At 61.0% G+C, this 16,691-nt stretch carries 17 protein-coding genes; 8 read left to right on the plus strand and 9 right to left on the minus strand.

Going from position 1 to position 16,691, the window contains the following annotated elements; all coding sequences use genetic code 11:
- Nucleotides 1-83 precede the first annotated feature (83 nt).
- Nucleotides 84-1,013, plus strand: coding sequence for a phospholipase BipL (bipL, locus tag ACZZZP_RS00065; protein ID WP_463384462.1), 930 nt, complete (start codon nt 84-86; stop codon nt 1,011-1,013).
- Between the two features lie 10 nt (nt 1,014-1,023).
- Here bipL and ACZZZP_RS00070 read toward each other — a convergent pair whose 3' ends face one another.
- On the minus strand, nt 1,024-1,794 hold the full coding sequence (locus tag ACZZZP_RS00070) for a hypothetical protein (RefSeq protein ID WP_463384463.1): 771 nt from the start codon (nt 1,792-1,794) through the stop codon (nt 1,024-1,026).
- 87 nt (nt 1,795-1,881) lie between these two features.
- On the opposite strand from ACZZZP_RS00070, the gene ACZZZP_RS00075 reads away from it, so the two are divergent.
- Entirely contained in the window at nt 1,882-2,508 is a 627-nt protein-coding gene (locus ACZZZP_RS00075; RefSeq protein WP_463384464.1) for a 2OG-Fe(II) oxygenase, read from the plus strand.
- 40 nt (nt 2,509-2,548) lie between these two features.
- On the opposite strand, the gene ACZZZP_RS00080 is transcribed toward ACZZZP_RS00075, so the two are convergent.
- Nucleotides 2,549-3,091: a DUF6160 family protein gene (locus tag ACZZZP_RS00080; protein WP_122497658.1), complete on the minus strand. Its 543-nt coding sequence runs from the start codon at nt 3,089-3,091 to the stop codon at nt 2,549-2,551.
- A 320-nt stretch (nt 3,092-3,411) separates the two neighbouring features.
- Here ACZZZP_RS00080 and ACZZZP_RS00085 point away from each other — a divergent pair, with 320 nt between their 5' ends.
- A complete protein-coding gene (locus ACZZZP_RS00085; RefSeq protein WP_463384465.1) occupies nt 3,412-3,879 on the plus strand; it encodes a DUF4399 domain-containing protein in 468 nt (155 codons plus the stop codon).
- A 268-nt stretch (nt 3,880-4,147) separates the two neighbouring features.
- Here ACZZZP_RS00085 and serA read toward each other — a convergent pair whose 3' ends face one another.
- The gene (gene serA, locus ACZZZP_RS00090; protein ID WP_463384466.1) at nt 4,148-5,377 is read right to left on the minus strand and encodes a phosphoglycerate dehydrogenase; all 1,230 of its coding nucleotides are present in this window, start codon (nt 5,375-5,377) and stop codon (nt 4,148-4,150) included.
- A gap of 202 nt (nt 5,378-5,579) precedes the next feature.
- On the opposite strand from serA, the gene ACZZZP_RS00095 reads away from it, so the two are divergent.
- The 4 genes from ACZZZP_RS00095 to ACZZZP_RS00110 all read left to right on the plus strand — a co-directional run bounded on the left by ACZZZP_RS00095 (nt 5,580) and on the right by ACZZZP_RS00110 (nt 9,280).
- Entirely contained in the window at nt 5,580-6,974 is a 1,395-nt protein-coding gene (locus ACZZZP_RS00095) for an FAD-binding oxidoreductase (protein WP_463384467.1), read from the plus strand.
- Nucleotides 6,975-7,073: 99 nt separating this feature from the next.
- The gene (locus ACZZZP_RS00100) at nt 7,074-7,739 is read left to right on the plus strand and encodes a fumarylacetoacetate hydrolase family protein (RefSeq protein WP_463384468.1); all 666 of its coding nucleotides are present in this window, start codon (nt 7,074-7,076) and stop codon (nt 7,737-7,739) included.
- A 177-nt stretch (nt 7,740-7,916) separates the two neighbouring features.
- Complete coding sequence (locus ACZZZP_RS00105) at nt 7,917-8,843, plus strand: SdiA-regulated domain-containing protein (RefSeq protein ID WP_463384469.1); 927 nt, start codon at nt 7,917-7,919, stop codon at nt 8,841-8,843.
- 89 nt (nt 8,844-8,932) lie between these two features.
- Complete coding sequence (locus ACZZZP_RS00110; protein WP_463384781.1) at nt 8,933-9,280, plus strand: NirD/YgiW/YdeI family stress tolerance protein; 348 nt, start codon at nt 8,933-8,935, stop codon at nt 9,278-9,280.
- A 72-nt stretch (nt 9,281-9,352) separates the two neighbouring features.
- Here the strand turns inward: ACZZZP_RS00110 and ACZZZP_RS00115 are convergent, their stop codons facing one another.
- The 6 genes from ACZZZP_RS00115 to ACZZZP_RS00140 all read right to left on the minus strand — a co-directional run bounded on the left by ACZZZP_RS00115 (nt 9,353) and on the right by ACZZZP_RS00140 (nt 15,521).
- Nucleotides 9,353-10,384, minus strand: a complete 1,032-nt coding sequence (locus tag ACZZZP_RS00115; protein ID WP_463384470.1) for a histone deacetylase family protein — start codon at nt 10,382-10,384, stop codon at nt 9,353-9,355.
- A gap of 147 nt (nt 10,385-10,531) precedes the next feature.
- Nucleotides 10,532-11,578 carry an ABC transporter substrate-binding protein gene (locus ACZZZP_RS00120; RefSeq protein WP_463384471.1) on the minus strand — a complete coding sequence of 349 codons (1,047 nt, stop codon included), beginning with the start codon at nt 11,576-11,578 and terminating at the stop codon, nt 10,532-10,534.
- A 33-nt stretch (nt 11,579-11,611) separates the two neighbouring features.
- Nucleotides 11,612-12,400 carry an ABC transporter permease gene (locus tag ACZZZP_RS00125; protein WP_463536173.1) on the minus strand — a complete coding sequence of 263 codons (789 nt, stop codon included), beginning with the start codon at nt 12,398-12,400 and terminating at the stop codon, nt 11,612-11,614.
- A complete protein-coding gene (locus ACZZZP_RS00130; protein ID WP_463536174.1) occupies nt 12,397-13,311 on the minus strand; it encodes an ABC transporter permease in 915 nt (304 codons plus the stop codon). Before ACZZZP_RS00130 ends, ACZZZP_RS00125 begins: the two co-directional genes overlap by 4 nt.
- Complete coding sequence (locus ACZZZP_RS00135) at nt 13,308-14,363, minus strand: ABC transporter ATP-binding protein (protein ID WP_463384472.1); 1,056 nt, start codon at nt 14,361-14,363, stop codon at nt 13,308-13,310. Before ACZZZP_RS00135 ends, ACZZZP_RS00130 begins: the two co-directional genes overlap by 4 nt.
- A gap of 141 nt (nt 14,364-14,504) precedes the next feature.
- The gene (locus ACZZZP_RS00140) at nt 14,505-15,521 is read right to left on the minus strand and encodes an AraC family transcriptional regulator (RefSeq protein ID WP_463384473.1); all 1,017 of its coding nucleotides are present in this window, start codon (nt 15,519-15,521) and stop codon (nt 14,505-14,507) included.
- Between the two features lie 139 nt (nt 15,522-15,660).
- Between ACZZZP_RS00140 and ACZZZP_RS00145 the strand changes: the two genes are divergently transcribed.
- On the plus strand, nt 15,661-16,578 hold the full coding sequence (locus tag ACZZZP_RS00145; protein ID WP_463384474.1) for an SdiA-regulated domain-containing protein: 918 nt from the start codon (nt 15,661-15,663) through the stop codon (nt 16,576-16,578).
- Nucleotides 16,579-16,691 lie beyond the last annotated feature (113 nt).

Here is a 16,691-nt window from a genome sequence, read left to right on the forward strand (position 1 = left end):
GAAGGCTGCGGGGCTGAAACTTCCCAGCCGTTGCGGCGCCGTTTGTTGGGCCGCCCGTTTTCCTCGACATCCACGGATGCCCCATGTCAGAACCCGTTCAGCCCGATTCCCTGCGCGCCCAATTGCACCCCTTGGCCGCGGCGCATGCCGAGCCGCCAGAGGCGCAGGTTTATCGGCAGTTCTATGGGCTGAATATTCCCGGCGCCACCTGCCGCCTCGGCGTGGTGACGGTTCACGATTACGAAGTGGTGACGCAGCTGTGGCTGCCGCCCGCGCCCACCGCCACGCTGGTGCTGCAACACGGCTATTACGACCACATGGGCTTGTATCGCCACGTAATCGCCTGGGCGCTGGGCATGGGCTTCGCCGTGCTGGCCTGCGACTTGCCGGGCCATGGTTTGTCTAGCGGCCCGCGCGCCAGCATTGGCGAGTTCAGCGAGTACCAGGCCGTGTTCAAGGCTGTGCTGGCCGAAGCCGCCAGCCTCGATTTGCCGCAGCCGTGGCACCTATGCGGACAGAGCACGGGCGGGGCGATCATCGTCGACTTTTTGCTGAACGACCCGGTGCGTGCCGAAATCGGTGAAGTGCTGCTGCTGGCGCCGCTGGTGCGCCCGCGTGCGTGGGGCTGGTCGAAGCTCAGCTACCGCGTGCTGCGCCACTTCGTCACCGAAATTCCGCGGCGCTTCAGCCCTAACTCCAATGACGCGGAATTCCTCACCTTTATTCAGGCTGATCCACTGCAACCTCTGAGTTTGCCCACAGCTTGGGTGGGCGCGTTATCGCGCTGGGTGCCGGGTATCGAACGGGCCAAGGTGATTCAGCGGCGCGTGGTGATTGTGCAAGGCGATGCGGACATGACCGTGGACTGGCGTTTCAACCTTGAGGTGCTGCGCAGCAAGTTCAGCGAGGTGACGGTGCTGATGGTGGAAGGCGGGCGGCACCACTTGGCCAATGAAAGCGCGGAGATTCGCCAGCGCTACTTTGCGTTTTTGAGTGAGCAGTTTTCGCGCTGATTGTTGCAGCTCAAATACCCGGATTGGCTGCCGGGTTCGCCACCGCTGCCGGCTGGCCCACCGCCAAGCCTGCGCGCATCGCCTCCAGCGCCGCCTGGTAGTAGGCCTTGCCGTCGGCCGATTCGGCGAACGCCACGAACTCATCCAGCTCCGGGTCGGACAAGCCGCTGTACACGTACAGCAGCGTGTTATCGACGTCGGCGCCAATCTGCTGCATCAACCGCTGGCGCTGGCTTTGCAACATGCCTTGCGCCTGGCCGCCGCCGAGCAGGCCGGGAATCATCTGGCTCAGGCTGTCGGCCGCGACCCCAGCCAGCGCCAAGCTCACTTCGGCGCCCGCTTCCTTGGCCGGCAGCGCCTGGGCCAGGTGGCGAATCAATAAGGCGCGAGTGGCTTCAGCCTGAATGCGCGGAATGCCGTTGGCGTGTTGGGCCAGTTCTTCCGGGCGGGTGGCATCAACTTCGGCCTGAACAATTTTGCGCCCCAGCGGCGACTGGAAAAACGCCAACGCCGGCGCCGGGTTGGGCAGTTTCTCGCGCAGGGTGGCTTCGCCGCGCTGGTCCATCGCCTCGGGGGCGAAGCGCTGGTTGCTGTTGTTGACCAGGGTTTGATAGACGGCGTCCGGCAGGCTGGCGCGGTAGCGTTCCTGTGCGGCTTTCAGGGCCGCGTTGAAGTGCGCGCGTTGTTGCGGCCAGCCGGCGGTTTCATAGAGCTGGCTGTGCTCGTCGGCCAGGCTTGGCAAGGTGCAAAACAACAAGACGAGGGCAAAGAGGGCGCGCATAAAGACTCCTGTCGGGCAGGCCGCTATTTTCAGCGGCATGGCGTGGGCTTGTCGAGGCGCGTGAGCGGCGCTGATAGAATCGCCGGCATGCCCACTCCATCCGAAACGCTTCTGCTCGATCACGCGCTGCTGACCACCCTTGTCGACAACCTCGCCGACCAGGGCTGGTCGCAGCACGACCTGTTTATTCCACAGGCTCTGACCGGCGAACTGGCCGCTGAGTGCCAACAACGTGCCGCCGATGGCCGCCTGGCGCGCGCGGGTGTCGGCCGGGGTGCCGCCACGCAAGTGCGCGAAGGCGTGCGCGGCGACAGCATTCAATGGCTGGAGCCGGGCGAAAGCGTGGCCACCGATGCCTACCTGAGCGTGATGGATCAACTGCGACTGGCGCTGAACCAAGCGCTGTACCTGGGCTTGGACGATTACGAAAGCCACTTCGCGCTGTACCCGCCTGGTGCGTTTTACCAGCGCCATGTCGACCGTTTTCGCGATGACGACCGCCGCACCGTGTCGGCCGTGGTGTACCTGAACGAAGGCTGGCTAGCCGAGCAGGGTGGGGCGTTGCGCATTTACCCCGCCGAGCAGGCCTACGACATCGCACCCCTGGGCGGGCGACTGGTGATTTTCATGTCAGGCGAGTTGCCCCATGAAGTGCTGCCGGCGACGCGGGAGCGGTTGTCGTTGACGGGTTGGTTTCGTCGCCGAGAGGCCTAGCTCCCCGCTGTTTTCGAAGGGCGGCCGGCGTCTGTTGCGATCAGTGCCCCCACACCTTGATCGTGCCGTGCAAATCGGTGATATCGCGCACCTCCAAACTACCCAAACGACTCTCTCCGACGAACATGTCGCTGGCTACGCGCAGGCGGATGCGTTGTGCCGGCAGACCGCTGGCGATCAGTTGCTCGTTGATAGTGGTGAGATCCGGCAGGGTGAATTGCAGCTGCTGCTGGCCGTTGGCGCCGGTCACCACGTCGACCATGAGGGTGGGCTGGTTAACGCCAAAAATTGGCAGCACCAACCCCAACTGCGCCGGGCCCAGGGCAAAGCTGCCGCCTGCACCGTTGGGGCAGTCGCTGGCGGTGACGCAGCCGTTGTCGATTTTCACGTTGCGCAGCGACACGTTGCCACCGGTGTCGCTGAAGCGGATCTGGTTGATGCGCGCCTGCAAGTCGAGGCGAATGCTGATGCCCGCTTGGCCTGCCACGTCGCTCAGGGCGGGATTGTCCAGCGGCTGCAAGTCGGCCAGGCAGGGCGTGGCGAGCAGTAGAGCAAGAGCGGCAGGTGCGATTGTTTTTATCATGGCGGCACTTCCTTGATGGGCGACCGGCAGTCTGGCCAGCGGCTTGGCAAGGCGCCAGCGGCGCGCGCGGGTTCCCGTCGAAGGATGGGCCTGAAAGCCGCGTAAACCGGGCTTTTGCAGGTTATTGCCGGCCAAGCCACACCTTCGATAGGGGCCGGTTCTGGCCGTGTTACCGGCGGTGACTTGGAACGCCCGCCAACGCTGGAGCCGGGCGCTTGAAGCGCGGGCGTTATGCCTGAACCGTCCTACACTCTGGTGGTCATTAAATGAGCAGCTCGGACAACGGGCGGTTTCTTATAAGGATCCAGGAGGGCTCAACCATGCACATGAAGTTGTTCACCCCGGCCGTTCAGGCTGCGCTGTTGATGGCCATGGCGTTGGGCGCCAGTTCCGCCAGCGTGGCCGCCACCACCCCCGAGCCCGCCGTGCCAATTGAAGTGACGCAAACGGCGCAGCTGTACTTTATCGAACCCCATGACGGCGCCACCGTGGATCGCCCCTTCGCGATTAAATTCGGCCTGCGCACCGTGACGGTAACGCCAGGCATGTCGCCGCCGGTAATGAGCGCGCCGGACAACGAAATTCACCTGCTGATCGACGCCCCGCCGGTGTCGTCCAACATGCCGGTGCTGCGCAGCGACCAGGTGCGATTGCTGTCGGAGGACAAAGCCGAGAAATTCATCCTGCCCAGCGGCCCGCACCGCTTGCAGCTGGTACAGACCGACAAGAACGGCGTGCTTGCGCCGCTGCCGGTGGTTTCGCCGGTGATTAATATCACGGTGAAATAGCGCTTATTTGGGAGCGGCTGGGCGGTATTCGGATTAGCTGCGGTGCTGTTTAAGTCAAAAAAGCATCGCGGCTGAAGCCGCTCCCACAGGGATATCTCAGGCAAAAAAAAGGGAGGCCGAAGCCTCCCTTTTCATTACAGCGATCAAGATCGAGCGAGCTAGAGTCGGGCAAGGCGAAATCGGTTTTTTAAGCGGAGTTGGCTGTAGCCAATGAGCATTCAAAAACCGATTTCAACGCAGCCCGGCCGACGCGCAGCCGATCGTTTAGTTAAAACAGAACGCGGCTGCGAATGGTGCCGGTCACGTGCTGAAGTTTTTCCAGCGCCAGGTCCGAGTACTCCGCATCCACGTCAATCACCACATAACCGACCTTGGCGTTGGTTTGCAGGAATTGACCCGAGATGTTGATGCCGTTGTCGGCGAACACCTTGTTGATTTCGCTCATGACACCCGGAACGTTTTCGTGGATGTGCAGCAAACGGTGCTTGCCCGGGTGCGCCGGCAGGGCCACTTCGGGGAAGTTGACCGAAGACACGGACGTACCGTTGTCGCTGTACTTAACCAGCTTCTCTGCCACTTCCAGACCAATGTTGGCCTGGGCTTCGGCGGTGGAACCACCGATGTGCGGCGTGAGAATGACACGGTCCAGGCCACGCAACGGGCTTTCAAACTCTTCGTCGTTGGACTTCGGCTCGACCGGGAACACGTCGATGGCCGCGCCGATCAGGTGTTCGTCTTTGATCGCCTGGGCCAGGTGGTCCAGCTCAACCACGGTGCCGCGTGCGGCGTTGATCAAAATGCCGCCTTTTTTCATCGCGCGGATTTCGGCTTCGCCGATCATCCACTGCGTAGACGGCAGTTCCGGCACGTGCAACGACACGATGTCGGCCATGCCCAGCAGGTCGTGCAACTTGGCAACCTGCGTGGCGTTGCCCAGCGGCAGTTTGGTCACGGTGTCGTAGAAGAACACCTGCATGCCCAGCGCTTCGGCCAGAACCGACAACTGGGTGCCGATGGAACCGTAGCCGACGATACCGAGCTTCTTGCCACGAATTTCGAACGAGTTGGCGGCGGACTTGATCCAGCCACCGCGATGGCACGAGGCGTTTTTCTCGGGAATGCCGCGCAACAGCAGAATTGCCTGAGCCAGTACCAGCTCGGCCACCGAACGGGTGTTGGAGTAGGGGGCGTTGAATACGGCGATACCGCGTTCGCGGGCGGCGTCGAGGTCGACCTGGTTAGTGCCGATGCAGAAGCAACCGACGGCGATCAGCTTCTTGGCATGGTCGAACACCGACTCGGTGACCTGGGTACGCGAGCGGATGCCGATGAAGTGCACGTCGGCGATCTTTTCTTTCAGCTCAGCGTCCGACAGCGCGCCTTTGAGGTACTCGATGTTGCTGTAGCCGGCCGCTTTCAGCGTGTCGACAGCGTTCTGGTGCACACCTTCGAGAAGAAGGAACTTGATCTTGCTCTTGTCGAGAGAGGTCTTGCTCATCTGAGTACCTGTTTGTCCCGGTAGAAAAGTCAGGGAAAGCCAGCGTCGCGGGCAGCCCGTTTCGGCGTCGCGCCGCTGCCGCAAAACCGAGCACAGAGCACGTTTCGCGGGGGGCGTATGCTAGCATGTCTTCCTTTTTACTTGCTCGGTTGCGACCTGAAAGGTTCTCAGGGCGACCATGAATTGCATGAGAGTTCCGTAGATGACCGACGTTGCCCTGATTGAACAACTCAAGACCCTGGTCGAGCCTGGCAAGGTACTTACCGACGCCGATTCGCTGAACGCCTACGGTAAAGACTGGACCAAACACTTCGCCCCTGCGCCTTTGGCCATCGTGTTTCCGAAAACCACCGAGCAGGTTCAGGCGATCGTCCGTTGGGCTAATGAACAGAAGGTTGCGCTGGTGCCATCGGGCGGGCGCACCGGGCTTTCCGCCGCTGCCGTGGCGGCCAATGGCGAAGTGGTCGTGGCGTTCGACTACATGAACCAGGTGCTCAGCTTTAACGAATTCGACCGCACCGCCGTCTGCCAGCCAGGCGTGGTGACCAAGCAATTGCAGATGTTCGCCGAAGAAAAAGGTCTGTACTACCCGGTGGACTTTGCCTCCGCTGGCTCCAGCCAGATTGGCGGCAATATCGGCACCAACGCCGGCGGCATCAAAGTGATTCGCTACGGCATGACCCGCAACTGGGTGGCCGGTTTGAAAGTGGTCACCGGCAAAGGCGACCTGCTGGAGCTGAACAAAGACCTGATCAAAAATGCCACCGGCTACGACTTGCGTCAGCTGTTTATTGGCGCTGAAGGCACGCTGGGTTTTGTCGTCGAAGCCACCATGCGCCTCGACCGCGCGCCGCAGAACCTTACCGCCATGGTGCTGGGAGCCGCCGATTTCGACTCGATCATGCCGGTGCTGCACGCCTTCCAGAACAAGCTCGACCTCACCGCCTTCGAATTCTTCTCCGACAAAGCCCTGGCCAAAATCATGGGCCGTGGCGATGTGCCGGCGCCGTTCGAAACCGAGTGCCCGTTCTATGCGCTGCTGGAATTCGAAGCCACCACCGAAGAAGTCGCCGAAGCGGCGCTCGCCACGTTCGAGCATTGCGTGGAGCAAGGCTGGGTGCTGGACGGCGTGATGAGCCAGAGCGAGCAGCAGCTGCAGAATCTGTGGAAGCTGCGCGAGTACATCTCTGAAACCATCTCTCACTGGACGCCGTACAAGAACGACATCTCCGTGACCGTCGCCCAGGTGCCAGCGTTTTTGCATGACATCGACGCCATCGTTGGCGAGCACTACCCGGATTTCGAAATCGTCTGGTTCGGCCATATCGGCGACGGCAACCTGCACCTGAACATCCTCAAGCCCGACAACCTGAGCAAAGACGAGTTCTTCGCCAAGTGCGCCACGGTGAACAAGTGGGTGTTCGAGATCGTGCAGAAGTACAACGGCTCGATTTCCGCTGAACACGGCGTGGGCATGACCAAGCGCGATTACCTGACCTACAGCCGTTCCGAGGCCGAGATCGGTTACATGAAGGCCATCAAGGCCGCGTTCGACCCGAACGGCATCATGAACCCGGGCAAGATTTTCGCCTTGTAAGCCGCTTTGCTCTCTGTGGGAGAGGCTTCAGCCTCGATGTTTCAAAAGCTCGAGGCTGAAGCCTCTCCTACAGGGATCGCACTTTCTGGAGATTCACTCATGAGCTACCAACACCGCTACCTCGACGGCACCACCATCCATTTCCCCATCGGCAAAGTGGTGTGCGTTGGCCGCAACTACGCCGAGCACGCCAAAGAGCTGAACAACCCGGTGCCCACCGAGCCGCTGCTGTTTATCAAGCCGGGCAGCTGCGTGGTGGAAGCCGAGGGCGGCTTCAGCATTCCGACCGACCGTGGCGGCGTGCATTACGAAGCGGAAATTGCTGTGCTGATCGGCAAGCCGCTGTCGCGTAAACCGAATCAGGAAGAAGTGCTCGACGCCATCTCCGGCTTCGCTCCTGCCCTCGACCTGACGCTGCGTGACGTGCAAGCCAAGCTCAAGGAAAAGGGTTACCCGTGGGAAGTGGCCAAATCGTTCGACGGTGCCTGCGTGCTGGCGCCTTTTGTCAGCAGCGATGCGGTCAGCGATCTGACCGAGATCGGCATTCGTCTGAGCATCAACGGTGAAGTGCGCCAAGACGGCACCAGCGCCTCGATGCTCAACCCGATTATGCCGATCATTGCCCACATTGCCGGGCACTTCAGCTTGCAGCCCGGTGACGTGATTCTCACTGGCACGCCAGCCGGCGTTGGGCCGTTGAACCAAGGTGATGAATTGCTGCTCGAACTGGTCGGCCATTCGAGCGTGACGACCCGCGTTCTGTAAGCGGCGCTGCGTACAAACGCTGTAATTACTAATGGGTGGGATAACCGCGAACGGCTGATGTACAGTTCGGCACTGCCCGCGCCGGCTTTGCGCGGGTTCGCGGTTGTTCACGGATGATCAAACCGTAATCTCCTGCTTTGGCGGCTAGCTTGCTGCTGCAGTAACAGAGAACGTCCCATGCCCACCGCTCGCTCCTTTTCGTTTCGTCGCAACTGGCCCTGGCTGCTGCTCGCCTTTGTGCTGCTCACCGTTGCGGTGCTCACCTACACCCAGCATTGGCTTGGCCAGGTGAAGTACTGGGCGGATGAAGACAACTTCGACCCGGCCGAGCGCGCAGCCAGCATCTGGCTTCCCGGCTACCGCCCGGTGATTCAAGCCAAACCCCTGAAAGACCTCGAGGACGATGAAACCTCGGACCTCACATACAACCCCGACTCCAAAACCCTGTTCACCGTTACCGGCAAAGAGCCGCTGTTGGTGGAACTGAGCCTGGACGGTGAAGTGCTGCGGCGCATTGCCCTGGTTGGTTTTTCCAACCCCGAGGGCGTGGCGATGCTGAGTAACGGCAACATGGCGATCACCGACGAGCGCCGCCGTACGCTGTCGATTTTCAAGCTCGGGCCGGTGGCGCTGGAACTGCGCGCCATCGACACCCGCGAGTTCGACCTGGGCTACGCCGAGTCCGGCAACAAAGGCTTTGAAGGCATCGCCTGGGATCCCGCGCAGAAGCGCCTGCTGCTGGGCAAAGAGCGTTCGCCAACGGCGCTGTTCAGTTGGAGCAGTGACGGCACCGCAGGATTGGCCGGGCAGATGGAGCCGCTGCCTAGCGACCAGCTGTATATGCGCAATATCTCGGCCCTGAGCGTCGATCCGCGCACCGGCCATTCGCTGGTGTTGTCGGCCCAATCCAAGTTGCTGCTGGAAATGGACGAGCACGGTCAGCCGGTCAGCTTTATCAGTTTGTACGGCGGCATGAACGGCCTGCACGACAGCATTCCGCGCGCCGAAGGCGTGGCCATCGATGAGCAGGGCACCATTTATATGGTCAGCGAGCCGAACCTGTTTTACGTGTTCCGCAAAGAGAAACCGGCCGACCCGTCTTAAGCTTCGATTAAGGCGCTATTCAGTTTCAGTTCAGGTGCGCTGCTTAACCTGACCCCGTCATTTACCAGAACGGGATTGTCCTGATGAAACTGAAAACCCAAGCACTCGCCCTGTTGTTTATTCCATTGCTGTCCGGCGCCGCTGTGGCCGCCGGCGGTTACACCGGCCCTGGCGCCACCCAGCAAATCACCAGCGTAGCCGCTGCGCTGGATGCCGCCGACGATGCGCCGGTGGTGCTGCAAGGCCAGATCGTCAAACGCCTGAAAGGTGATCGCTACGAATTCAAAGACGCCAGCGGCACCATCGAAGTGGAAATCGACGATGAAGACTGGCCGCCACAAGCCATCTCCGACAGTGCCAAGGTCAAGCTCACCGGCGAAGTCGAGCGCGATCTGATGAGCCGCGAAGTGGACGTCGATATCGTCGAAGTGATGTAAACACTGCGCCGCAAAAAGCCCGCCCTGGCATTCCACCGGGGCGGGCTTTTTTGTGGCTGACACATCGCGCGCTTAGGCGACGCTCTCGAACCCTTGCAGCACGTTGATGGCGTTGATGCCGATCTCCTCGACCGCGTAGCCGCCCTCCATAACGAACAACGTCTGCAAGCCGAGCTTGCCGACGATCTCGCCCATGCGCAGGTAATCGGGGCTGTCGAGTTTGAACTGCGAAATGGGATCGGACTTGTAGGTGTCCACGCCCAGCGACACCACCAACGCATCCGGCGCGTAGGCCTGAATTTGCCGGCAGGCGTCGGCCAGGGCCAGGCTCCACACCGACCAATCGCTGCCCTCGGCCAGTGGGTAATTGATGTTGAAGCCGCAGCCGACGCCGGCGCCTTTCTCATCGGCGAAACCGAGGAAATAGGGATACTCGAACCGTGGGTCGCCGTGAATCGAGGTGAACAGCACGTCGGCGCGCTCGTAGAAAATATCCTGCGTGCCGTTGCCGTGGTGGTAATCCACGTCCAGCACGGCCACGCGCTTGGCGCCCAGGTCGAGCAAGGCCTGCACGGCAATGGCGGCGTTGTTCAGGTAGCAATAACCGCCCATGTAGTCAGCGGCCGCGTGGTGACCTGGCGGCCGGCACAGGGAAAACACCCCGCGCGCGCCTTTCGCCAGTTCGGCCTGGCCGGTCAGGGCGACATTCGCCGAGCTCAGAATGGCCTGCCACGTACCCGCCGTAATCGGCGCACCGGCATCGAATGAGTAATAGCCCAGGCGACCGTCGATGGCGGTCGGTTCTACCTGACGCAGGCGCCGGGTCGGCCAGGCGATAGGCAGCATGTCGTGCTGGCGGCCGATGGCCTGCCAGTCGCTCCAGGCGTTCTGCAGAAAGCGCACAAAGCCTTCGGTGTGTACTCGACGAATCGGCGCCAAGCCGAAATCCAGCGGCGCGTGTACATCGCCCAGGCCCACGGCTTTGGCGCGGTCGAGCACCATGTCGGCGCGGCTGGGCATCTCAAAACACGGCGTGAACTGGCCGCCGATCAACTCGTACTTGCCGTGGTGCAGGTGATGGTCGTCGCTATAAATCGTCAGCATGGGGGTGCCCTCAGGAGCAGGCCTGTGAAAGAGGGTTTGTCGTTATGGTTTTTCCTGTAGGAGCGGCTTTAGCCGCGATGCTCTTAGATCACGAGCATCGCGGCTAAAGCCGCTCCTACAGGGATCACCGCAGGCGCGGTTTTCGGCTTATTTCTTCAACTTGGTCCACACCTTGGCGCGCAGGGCCAGGGCTTTGGGGGAGCAGAGTTCGAAGGGTTTCAGGCGGTCGAGTTTGTCGGCCGGGGTGTTGATGGCCGGGTCGTCGAACAGTTCTTTGTCCATGAACTTGTCCGAGCCTTCGATGGCGTTGTTGTACTTGGCGAAGTTGGAGGCGGCGGCGATGTTTTCCGGTTTCATCATCCAGTTGATGAAGGCGTGGGCTTCGGCCACGTTGGTGGCGTCCTTGGGAATGGCGAAGTTGTCGATAAACACCCGAATGCCTTCTTTCGGGTACACGTACGTCAGGCTCGCGCGCTGGGCCTGGGCGCGGTGGAAGGCGCCGTTCCATTGCTGGTGCATCGTCACTTCACCGGCGGCCATGCGCTCGATAGTGCCGTCGCTGTTGTACATGGCCAGGGAGGGTTTCTGCTTGAGCAGCAGATCCTGAATTTTCTGCGCGGCTTTTGGGTCTTCGGTGCACTGGTCGATGCCCAGGTAGAACGCAGCCGGCACGAACAATTCTTCAATCGAATTCAACGCCACGACTTTGCCTTTCAGTTCGGGGTCGGGCTCGAAGAAGGGCTTCCAGCTTTCTTCCAGTTTGCCGCCCGGCACCTTGGCGGTGTCGTAGCTGTAACCCGTGGTGCCCCACAGGTACGGCACGCTGTAGTCGTGGCCCGGATCGAAGCTCAGGGTTTTGAAGGTGTCTTTAAGGAGGGCGAGGTTGGTGAGCTTGCTCTTGTCGAACTTCTGCAGCAGGTCTTCCTTGACCATGATTTCGATAAAGCTGTCTGACGGCACCACCACGTCGTACGCGCCGCCGCCGGCCTTGAGTTTGGCCAGCAGGGTTTCGTTGGAGTCGTAGGCGTCGAGCGTGGCCTTGATGCCGGTGTCGGCTTCGAATTTTTTCAGCAGCTCTGGCGGGTAGTAGTCCGACCAGTTGGCGAAGTGCAGCGTGCCGGCGGCCTGAGCCGAGGAGGCGATGCCCATGGCGCATAGCAGGGACAACGCGAGCGAGGTGGTGCGAACGTGCATGGCAAAGCTCCTTGCTGGACTTTTTAGAGAGCGTTAGCGTTTGCGCTGACCCACGTAATACGACAGCGCCACAAACGCGATGGAAATCACCAGGATGATCGACGAGATCGCATTGATCTTCGGCGAGATACCCATGCGAATCGAACTGAAGATGTACACCGGCAACGTGGTGGCGCCGGCACCGGCGACGAAGTAGGTGATGACGAAGTCGTCCATGGAAATGATGAACGCCAGCATCGCCCCGGAAACGATTCCCGGGCTGAGCAGCGGAAAGGTCACTTTCCAGAACGCCTTCCACGGGGAGGCATAGAGGTCGGCAGCGGCTTCGAGCAGGTACGGGTTCATGCCTTCGAGGCGGGCGCGAATCGGCAGATACGCAAACGGAATGCAGAACACCACATGGGCGATGAGGATGGTGAACAGGCTCAGTTTCAACCCGATAAACGAGAAGAACATCAGCGTCGACACCGCCGTGACAATCTCTGGCACCAACAGCGGCAAGCCGAGCACCCCGCTCATTAAGGTTTGCCCACGAAACGCACGACCGCGCATGCCCAAGGCCGCCAATGTCGCTAGCGACGTGGCAATCAAGGTGGCGAGGGTGGCGACGATCAGCGAGTTCTTCGCCGCGCGCACCACCTCCGCATCGTTGGCGACCACGCTGTACCACTTCAGGCTGAAACCGTCCCACAGCGTTGCCGATTGCCCGCCGTTAAAGCTGAGCACCACCAGCACCACAATCGGCAGGTACAGAAAAATAAAAAAGAACCACGCCGCCGGCCGCATGCCCGCGAAGCGCCACAACGGATTGCGCGTATTCATGGATGGCCCCCCGCGCTGCCCGGCTTGAAGCGCACGCTGTACACCAGCATGGCCAGCAGCACGAAACTGAGCAGGGCAAACGACAGTGCAGCGCCGAGCGGCCAGTTATGTGAACTGCCGAATTGCAGCTGAATCAGGTTGCCGATCATCAGGGTTTTGCCGCCCCCGAGTAGCTCGGGAATGATGTAGTTACCCAACGAGGGAATGAACACCAGAATGCCGCCGGCGACGATGCCTGGCATGGCCAGCGGCACGATGATGCGTTTAAGCGCATGGAAGCGATTGGCGCCCAGGTCGAACGCGGCCTCGACCAGGCGCCAGTCCATTTTTTCCAAGCTGGTGTAAATCGGCAGCACCATAAACGGCAGGTACGTGTAGAGCAGGCCGATGATCACGGCGTTGTCGGTGTACAGCAGGCCCAAGCCATGTTGGGTAATGCCCAGGCCTTGCAGCCCTTCATCGACCAGCCCGCCATTGCGCAACAGCAACATCCACGCATAGGCGCGCACCAGCAGGTTGGTCCAGAACGGCACGGTGACCAGAAACAGCAGCAGGTTGCGTTTGCGCTCGGTCTGCAAGGCCAGGTACAGCGCAGTGGGGAAGCCGATCAGCAGGCAACCGGCGGTGGTCAGAATCGACAACCAGAACGAGCGCTGGAAAATTTCCAGGTAGTCGGTGTTGAACACCAACACGTCATCCAGATCGCGCTCGTAGAAGAAATTGCGGTACGCCTCCAGGGAATATTCGCCCCACTTCACCCCGCCGTACTCGCCCGATTGCAGTATCGACACCACAAACATGATGCCCAGCGGCAGCAGCATGAACACCAGCAACGTGAGCATGGCCGGCGTGCTGAGCAGCAGGCGGCGGCCCAGTTGGCGGCGTTCGGCCAACAGCCGTGGCGTACTCATTCGACCAGCACCTTGATGGCGGCGCTGGGCACCTGCACCCGCACCTTGTCGCCGACCTGATAACCGCCAAGTGCGCCGTCGCGGTTCTGCTGGCGCACGCGGAAGCCGCCTTGGCCGGCGACGTCCAGGTGGTACACGGTGTCGGTGCCGACATACACCACGTTCTCGACCTCGCCGAGCAACTGACCGTCGGCGGCCAGGCTCACCCGCTCCGGGCGTATGGCCAGGGTGACCGGGCCGCGATGTTCGGTGAGCGTGCTGAGCAACTGACCGTCGCTCAGCTTCACGCCGTCGTCGCTGGCCTCGGCCGTTAAGAAGTTGGTCTCGCCAATAAAGTCGGCCACGGTGCGGTTGGCCGGTGCTTCATAGATTTCAGTTGGCGTGCCCACCTGCAAGATGCGGCCCTTGCTCATGACCGCGATGCGGTCGGACATGGTCAACGCTTCTTCCTGATCGTGGGTCACGAAAATAAACGTGATGCCGGTTTCGCTCTGCAAACGCTTGAGCTCGATCTGCATGTCTTTGCGCAGCTTCTGGTCCAGCGCCGACAACGACTCATCCAGAAGCAGCACTTTGGGCCGATTGGCCAGAGCGCGGGCCAGGGCGATGCGTTGCTGCTGGCCGCCGGAAAGCTGGTCAGCACGGCGTGCGCCCACATCCGGCAGCTTTACCAGCGACAACATGCGGGTCACGGTTTCGCTGATTTCAGCCTTGCTCAGCCCGCGCATCTCCAAACCGAAGGCGATGTTTTGCGCCACCGTCATGTGGGGAAACAGCGCGTAGCTTTGGAAAACGGTATTCACCGGGCGGCGAAAGGGCGGCAAATCCTGCATGGCTTCGCCGTACAAACGGATGGTGCCGGCGCTGGGTTGTTCGAAGCCGGCGATCAGGCGCAGCAACGTGGTTTTTCCGCAGCCAGAAGGGCCGAGCAGGGTGAAGAATTCGTTGGACTGGATTTCCAGTGAAACCGTATCGAGGGCTTTGACGCCCTGACCAGGGTCGCCGAATTCCATGCTGAGCTGCTCAATGCTGATGGCGCTGGAATTTCCCATAGAGTTCTATAACCCGTTGTTATTGTTGGCTTTTATCGCATACGAAACGGCTGCCAAGCGTGTCTTCGATTCTGTCAGCGTGACCGGCAGGGCAGAACGATAGAAACGGTCAAAAGGGGATAGATGCGGCCAAGTTGGCCGCTAACGTCTATACACGCTAGGCGTCTGCCCACTCCAGCGCAAAAACGCATGGCGAAAACTGGCGGTTTCGCTGTAACCCAATTGCTCGGCGATCAGGTAAATGGGCAGGTCGGTTTGCATCAGCAGTTGGCGCGCCTTGTCGTAGCGCACTTCGTCGAGCAGGCGCTGGTAGCTGGTGTTCATACGCGTGAGGTGGCGGCGCAGGGTACGGGCGCTGCGGTGCAATTGGTTGGCCACCCGTTCCAGGCTGCTGGCTTCACGCATGTTGCTGCTCAGGTGCTGACGAATCTGCTCGAGCACATCCTGACCACTGTCCAGTTGCGCGGCGAGTTTCAGGCATTGCTGCACGCCGTAATGGCAGCTCACCGGGTCGGCCAGCGGCAGCTCGCGGTCGAGCAGGGCGGCGCTAAAGCACAAGGTGTTAACCGGCTCACCAAACTCCACCGGGCAACCAAACAACTGCGTGTAGGAGTGGGCGTGCAGCGGGGGCCGATAGGAGAAATGCACGCTGCGCGGGCGCACCGCTTCGCCCAACAGGTCGCGAATCACGGTGAGCAACGACATCAAACACAGCTCGGTGTTGAACACCGTCAGCTCTGGCGCATAGCGATAACCGCGCGCGACCAGGCGAGCCTCGTCGCCGTCTTCTTCCAGGTGCAATTTGAAATACGTGCCCAGCAGGGTCGGTTGCGCCATCGCCAGGTTTAGCGCGTCGCGCAATGTGCGGCTGGCGAGCATGCTGTAGCCCAGAATGCCGTAGGCCGACACGTGCATACGCAGGCCCATCGAGAGCCCGAGCGCTGGGTCGCGGGTGCATTGAATGGCGTTGGCGAATACGCGCAGCTCTTGCGCGGGGCTGATGAGCTTTTCCGGAGTTTCCAGATCGGCGCTGCTCAGGCCGCTGTCGTGCAGCAAACGCTGGCGAGGGATGCCGGTTTCGCTGAGCTGGCTGACGGCCAGGGCGATGGTGTGAAGGGTTGTGCGTGCGCGGTCTTCGGGAAGTAATGACAAGCCCATATTTCTGCCCTTGATGCTTCTTCTTGTAACGCCAGTGCGGCGAACTGCAACCGGCGTGCACGGTTAAGTTTCAATTCAGCATGGCTGTGCTATTTCTAGCGCCCGTTTTCTGCCCCGCCACCTTTTGCGAGAACCCCCGATGCGTCGTCTGCTGACCTTGAAGTACCTGCTGGGAGCCTTGGTGCTCGGCGCATTGATCGTCCTGGCAGCGGCTGCGCAGGAGTTTCGGCTGTTCGAACGGGCCTGGTTTCAGGTGCAAGAATGGCGCCATGGCGAAGCGTGGCAAGCGCGCTCGCTGTGGCTGCCGGCGTATCGGGTGAGCGTTGAGGCCATGCCCATCAAGGGCCTGGATGACGATGTGTCGGCCCTGACCTACGACCCCGACCGCAACACGCTTTTCACCGTGACCAACCAGCGCTCGGAAATTATCGAACTGTCGCTGGCCGGCGACGTGCTACGGCGCATCCCGCTGCTGGGCTTTGGCGACCCTGAAGCGATCGAATACATCAGCCCTGGCGTGTATGTCATCACCGACGAGCGCCGCCAACGTTTGATCAGCGTGCAGCTGGACGAAACCTCAACGCCAGTACGCGCCGACGACGCCCAGCAGCTCTCCCTCGGGCTGGGTCCCAGTGGCAACAAAGGCTTTGAAGGCCTGGCTTACGACGCCAAAGGCCAGCGCCTATTTGTCGCCAAGGAGCGCGATCCGGTGCGCATCTATGAGGTGCACGGTTTCCCCCACACCAACGTCGACCGCCCCTTCGCCGTGCACGTGGTAGACGATCCGCAACGAGACGCCGGGCTGTTTGTGCGCGACCTGTCGAGTCTGGATTTCGACATGCCCACCGGGCATTTGCTGGCGCTGTCGGATGAGTCGCGGCTGGTGATCGAACTGGACACCGACGGCAAGCCGATCAGCACGTTGTCTTTGTTGCGCGGCCAGAGTGGACTGAAGAAAACCGTGCCGCAGGCGGAGGGCATTGCCAGCGATAACGCGGGCAATCTGTACATCGTCAGCGAGCCAAATCTGTTTTATGTGTTCAAGAAGGAAGAATAAAGGCCGCCGACGCGCCGGGGGTTAACGGGCGAGCAGGGGCGGACTGACGGCCAATTGCTGCCGCTTCGACGCTTGGTTTACACGGCCGCGAACCAATCGTATTTCCCGATATT

Source organism: Pseudomonas sp. AC211, assembly GCF_979258055.1.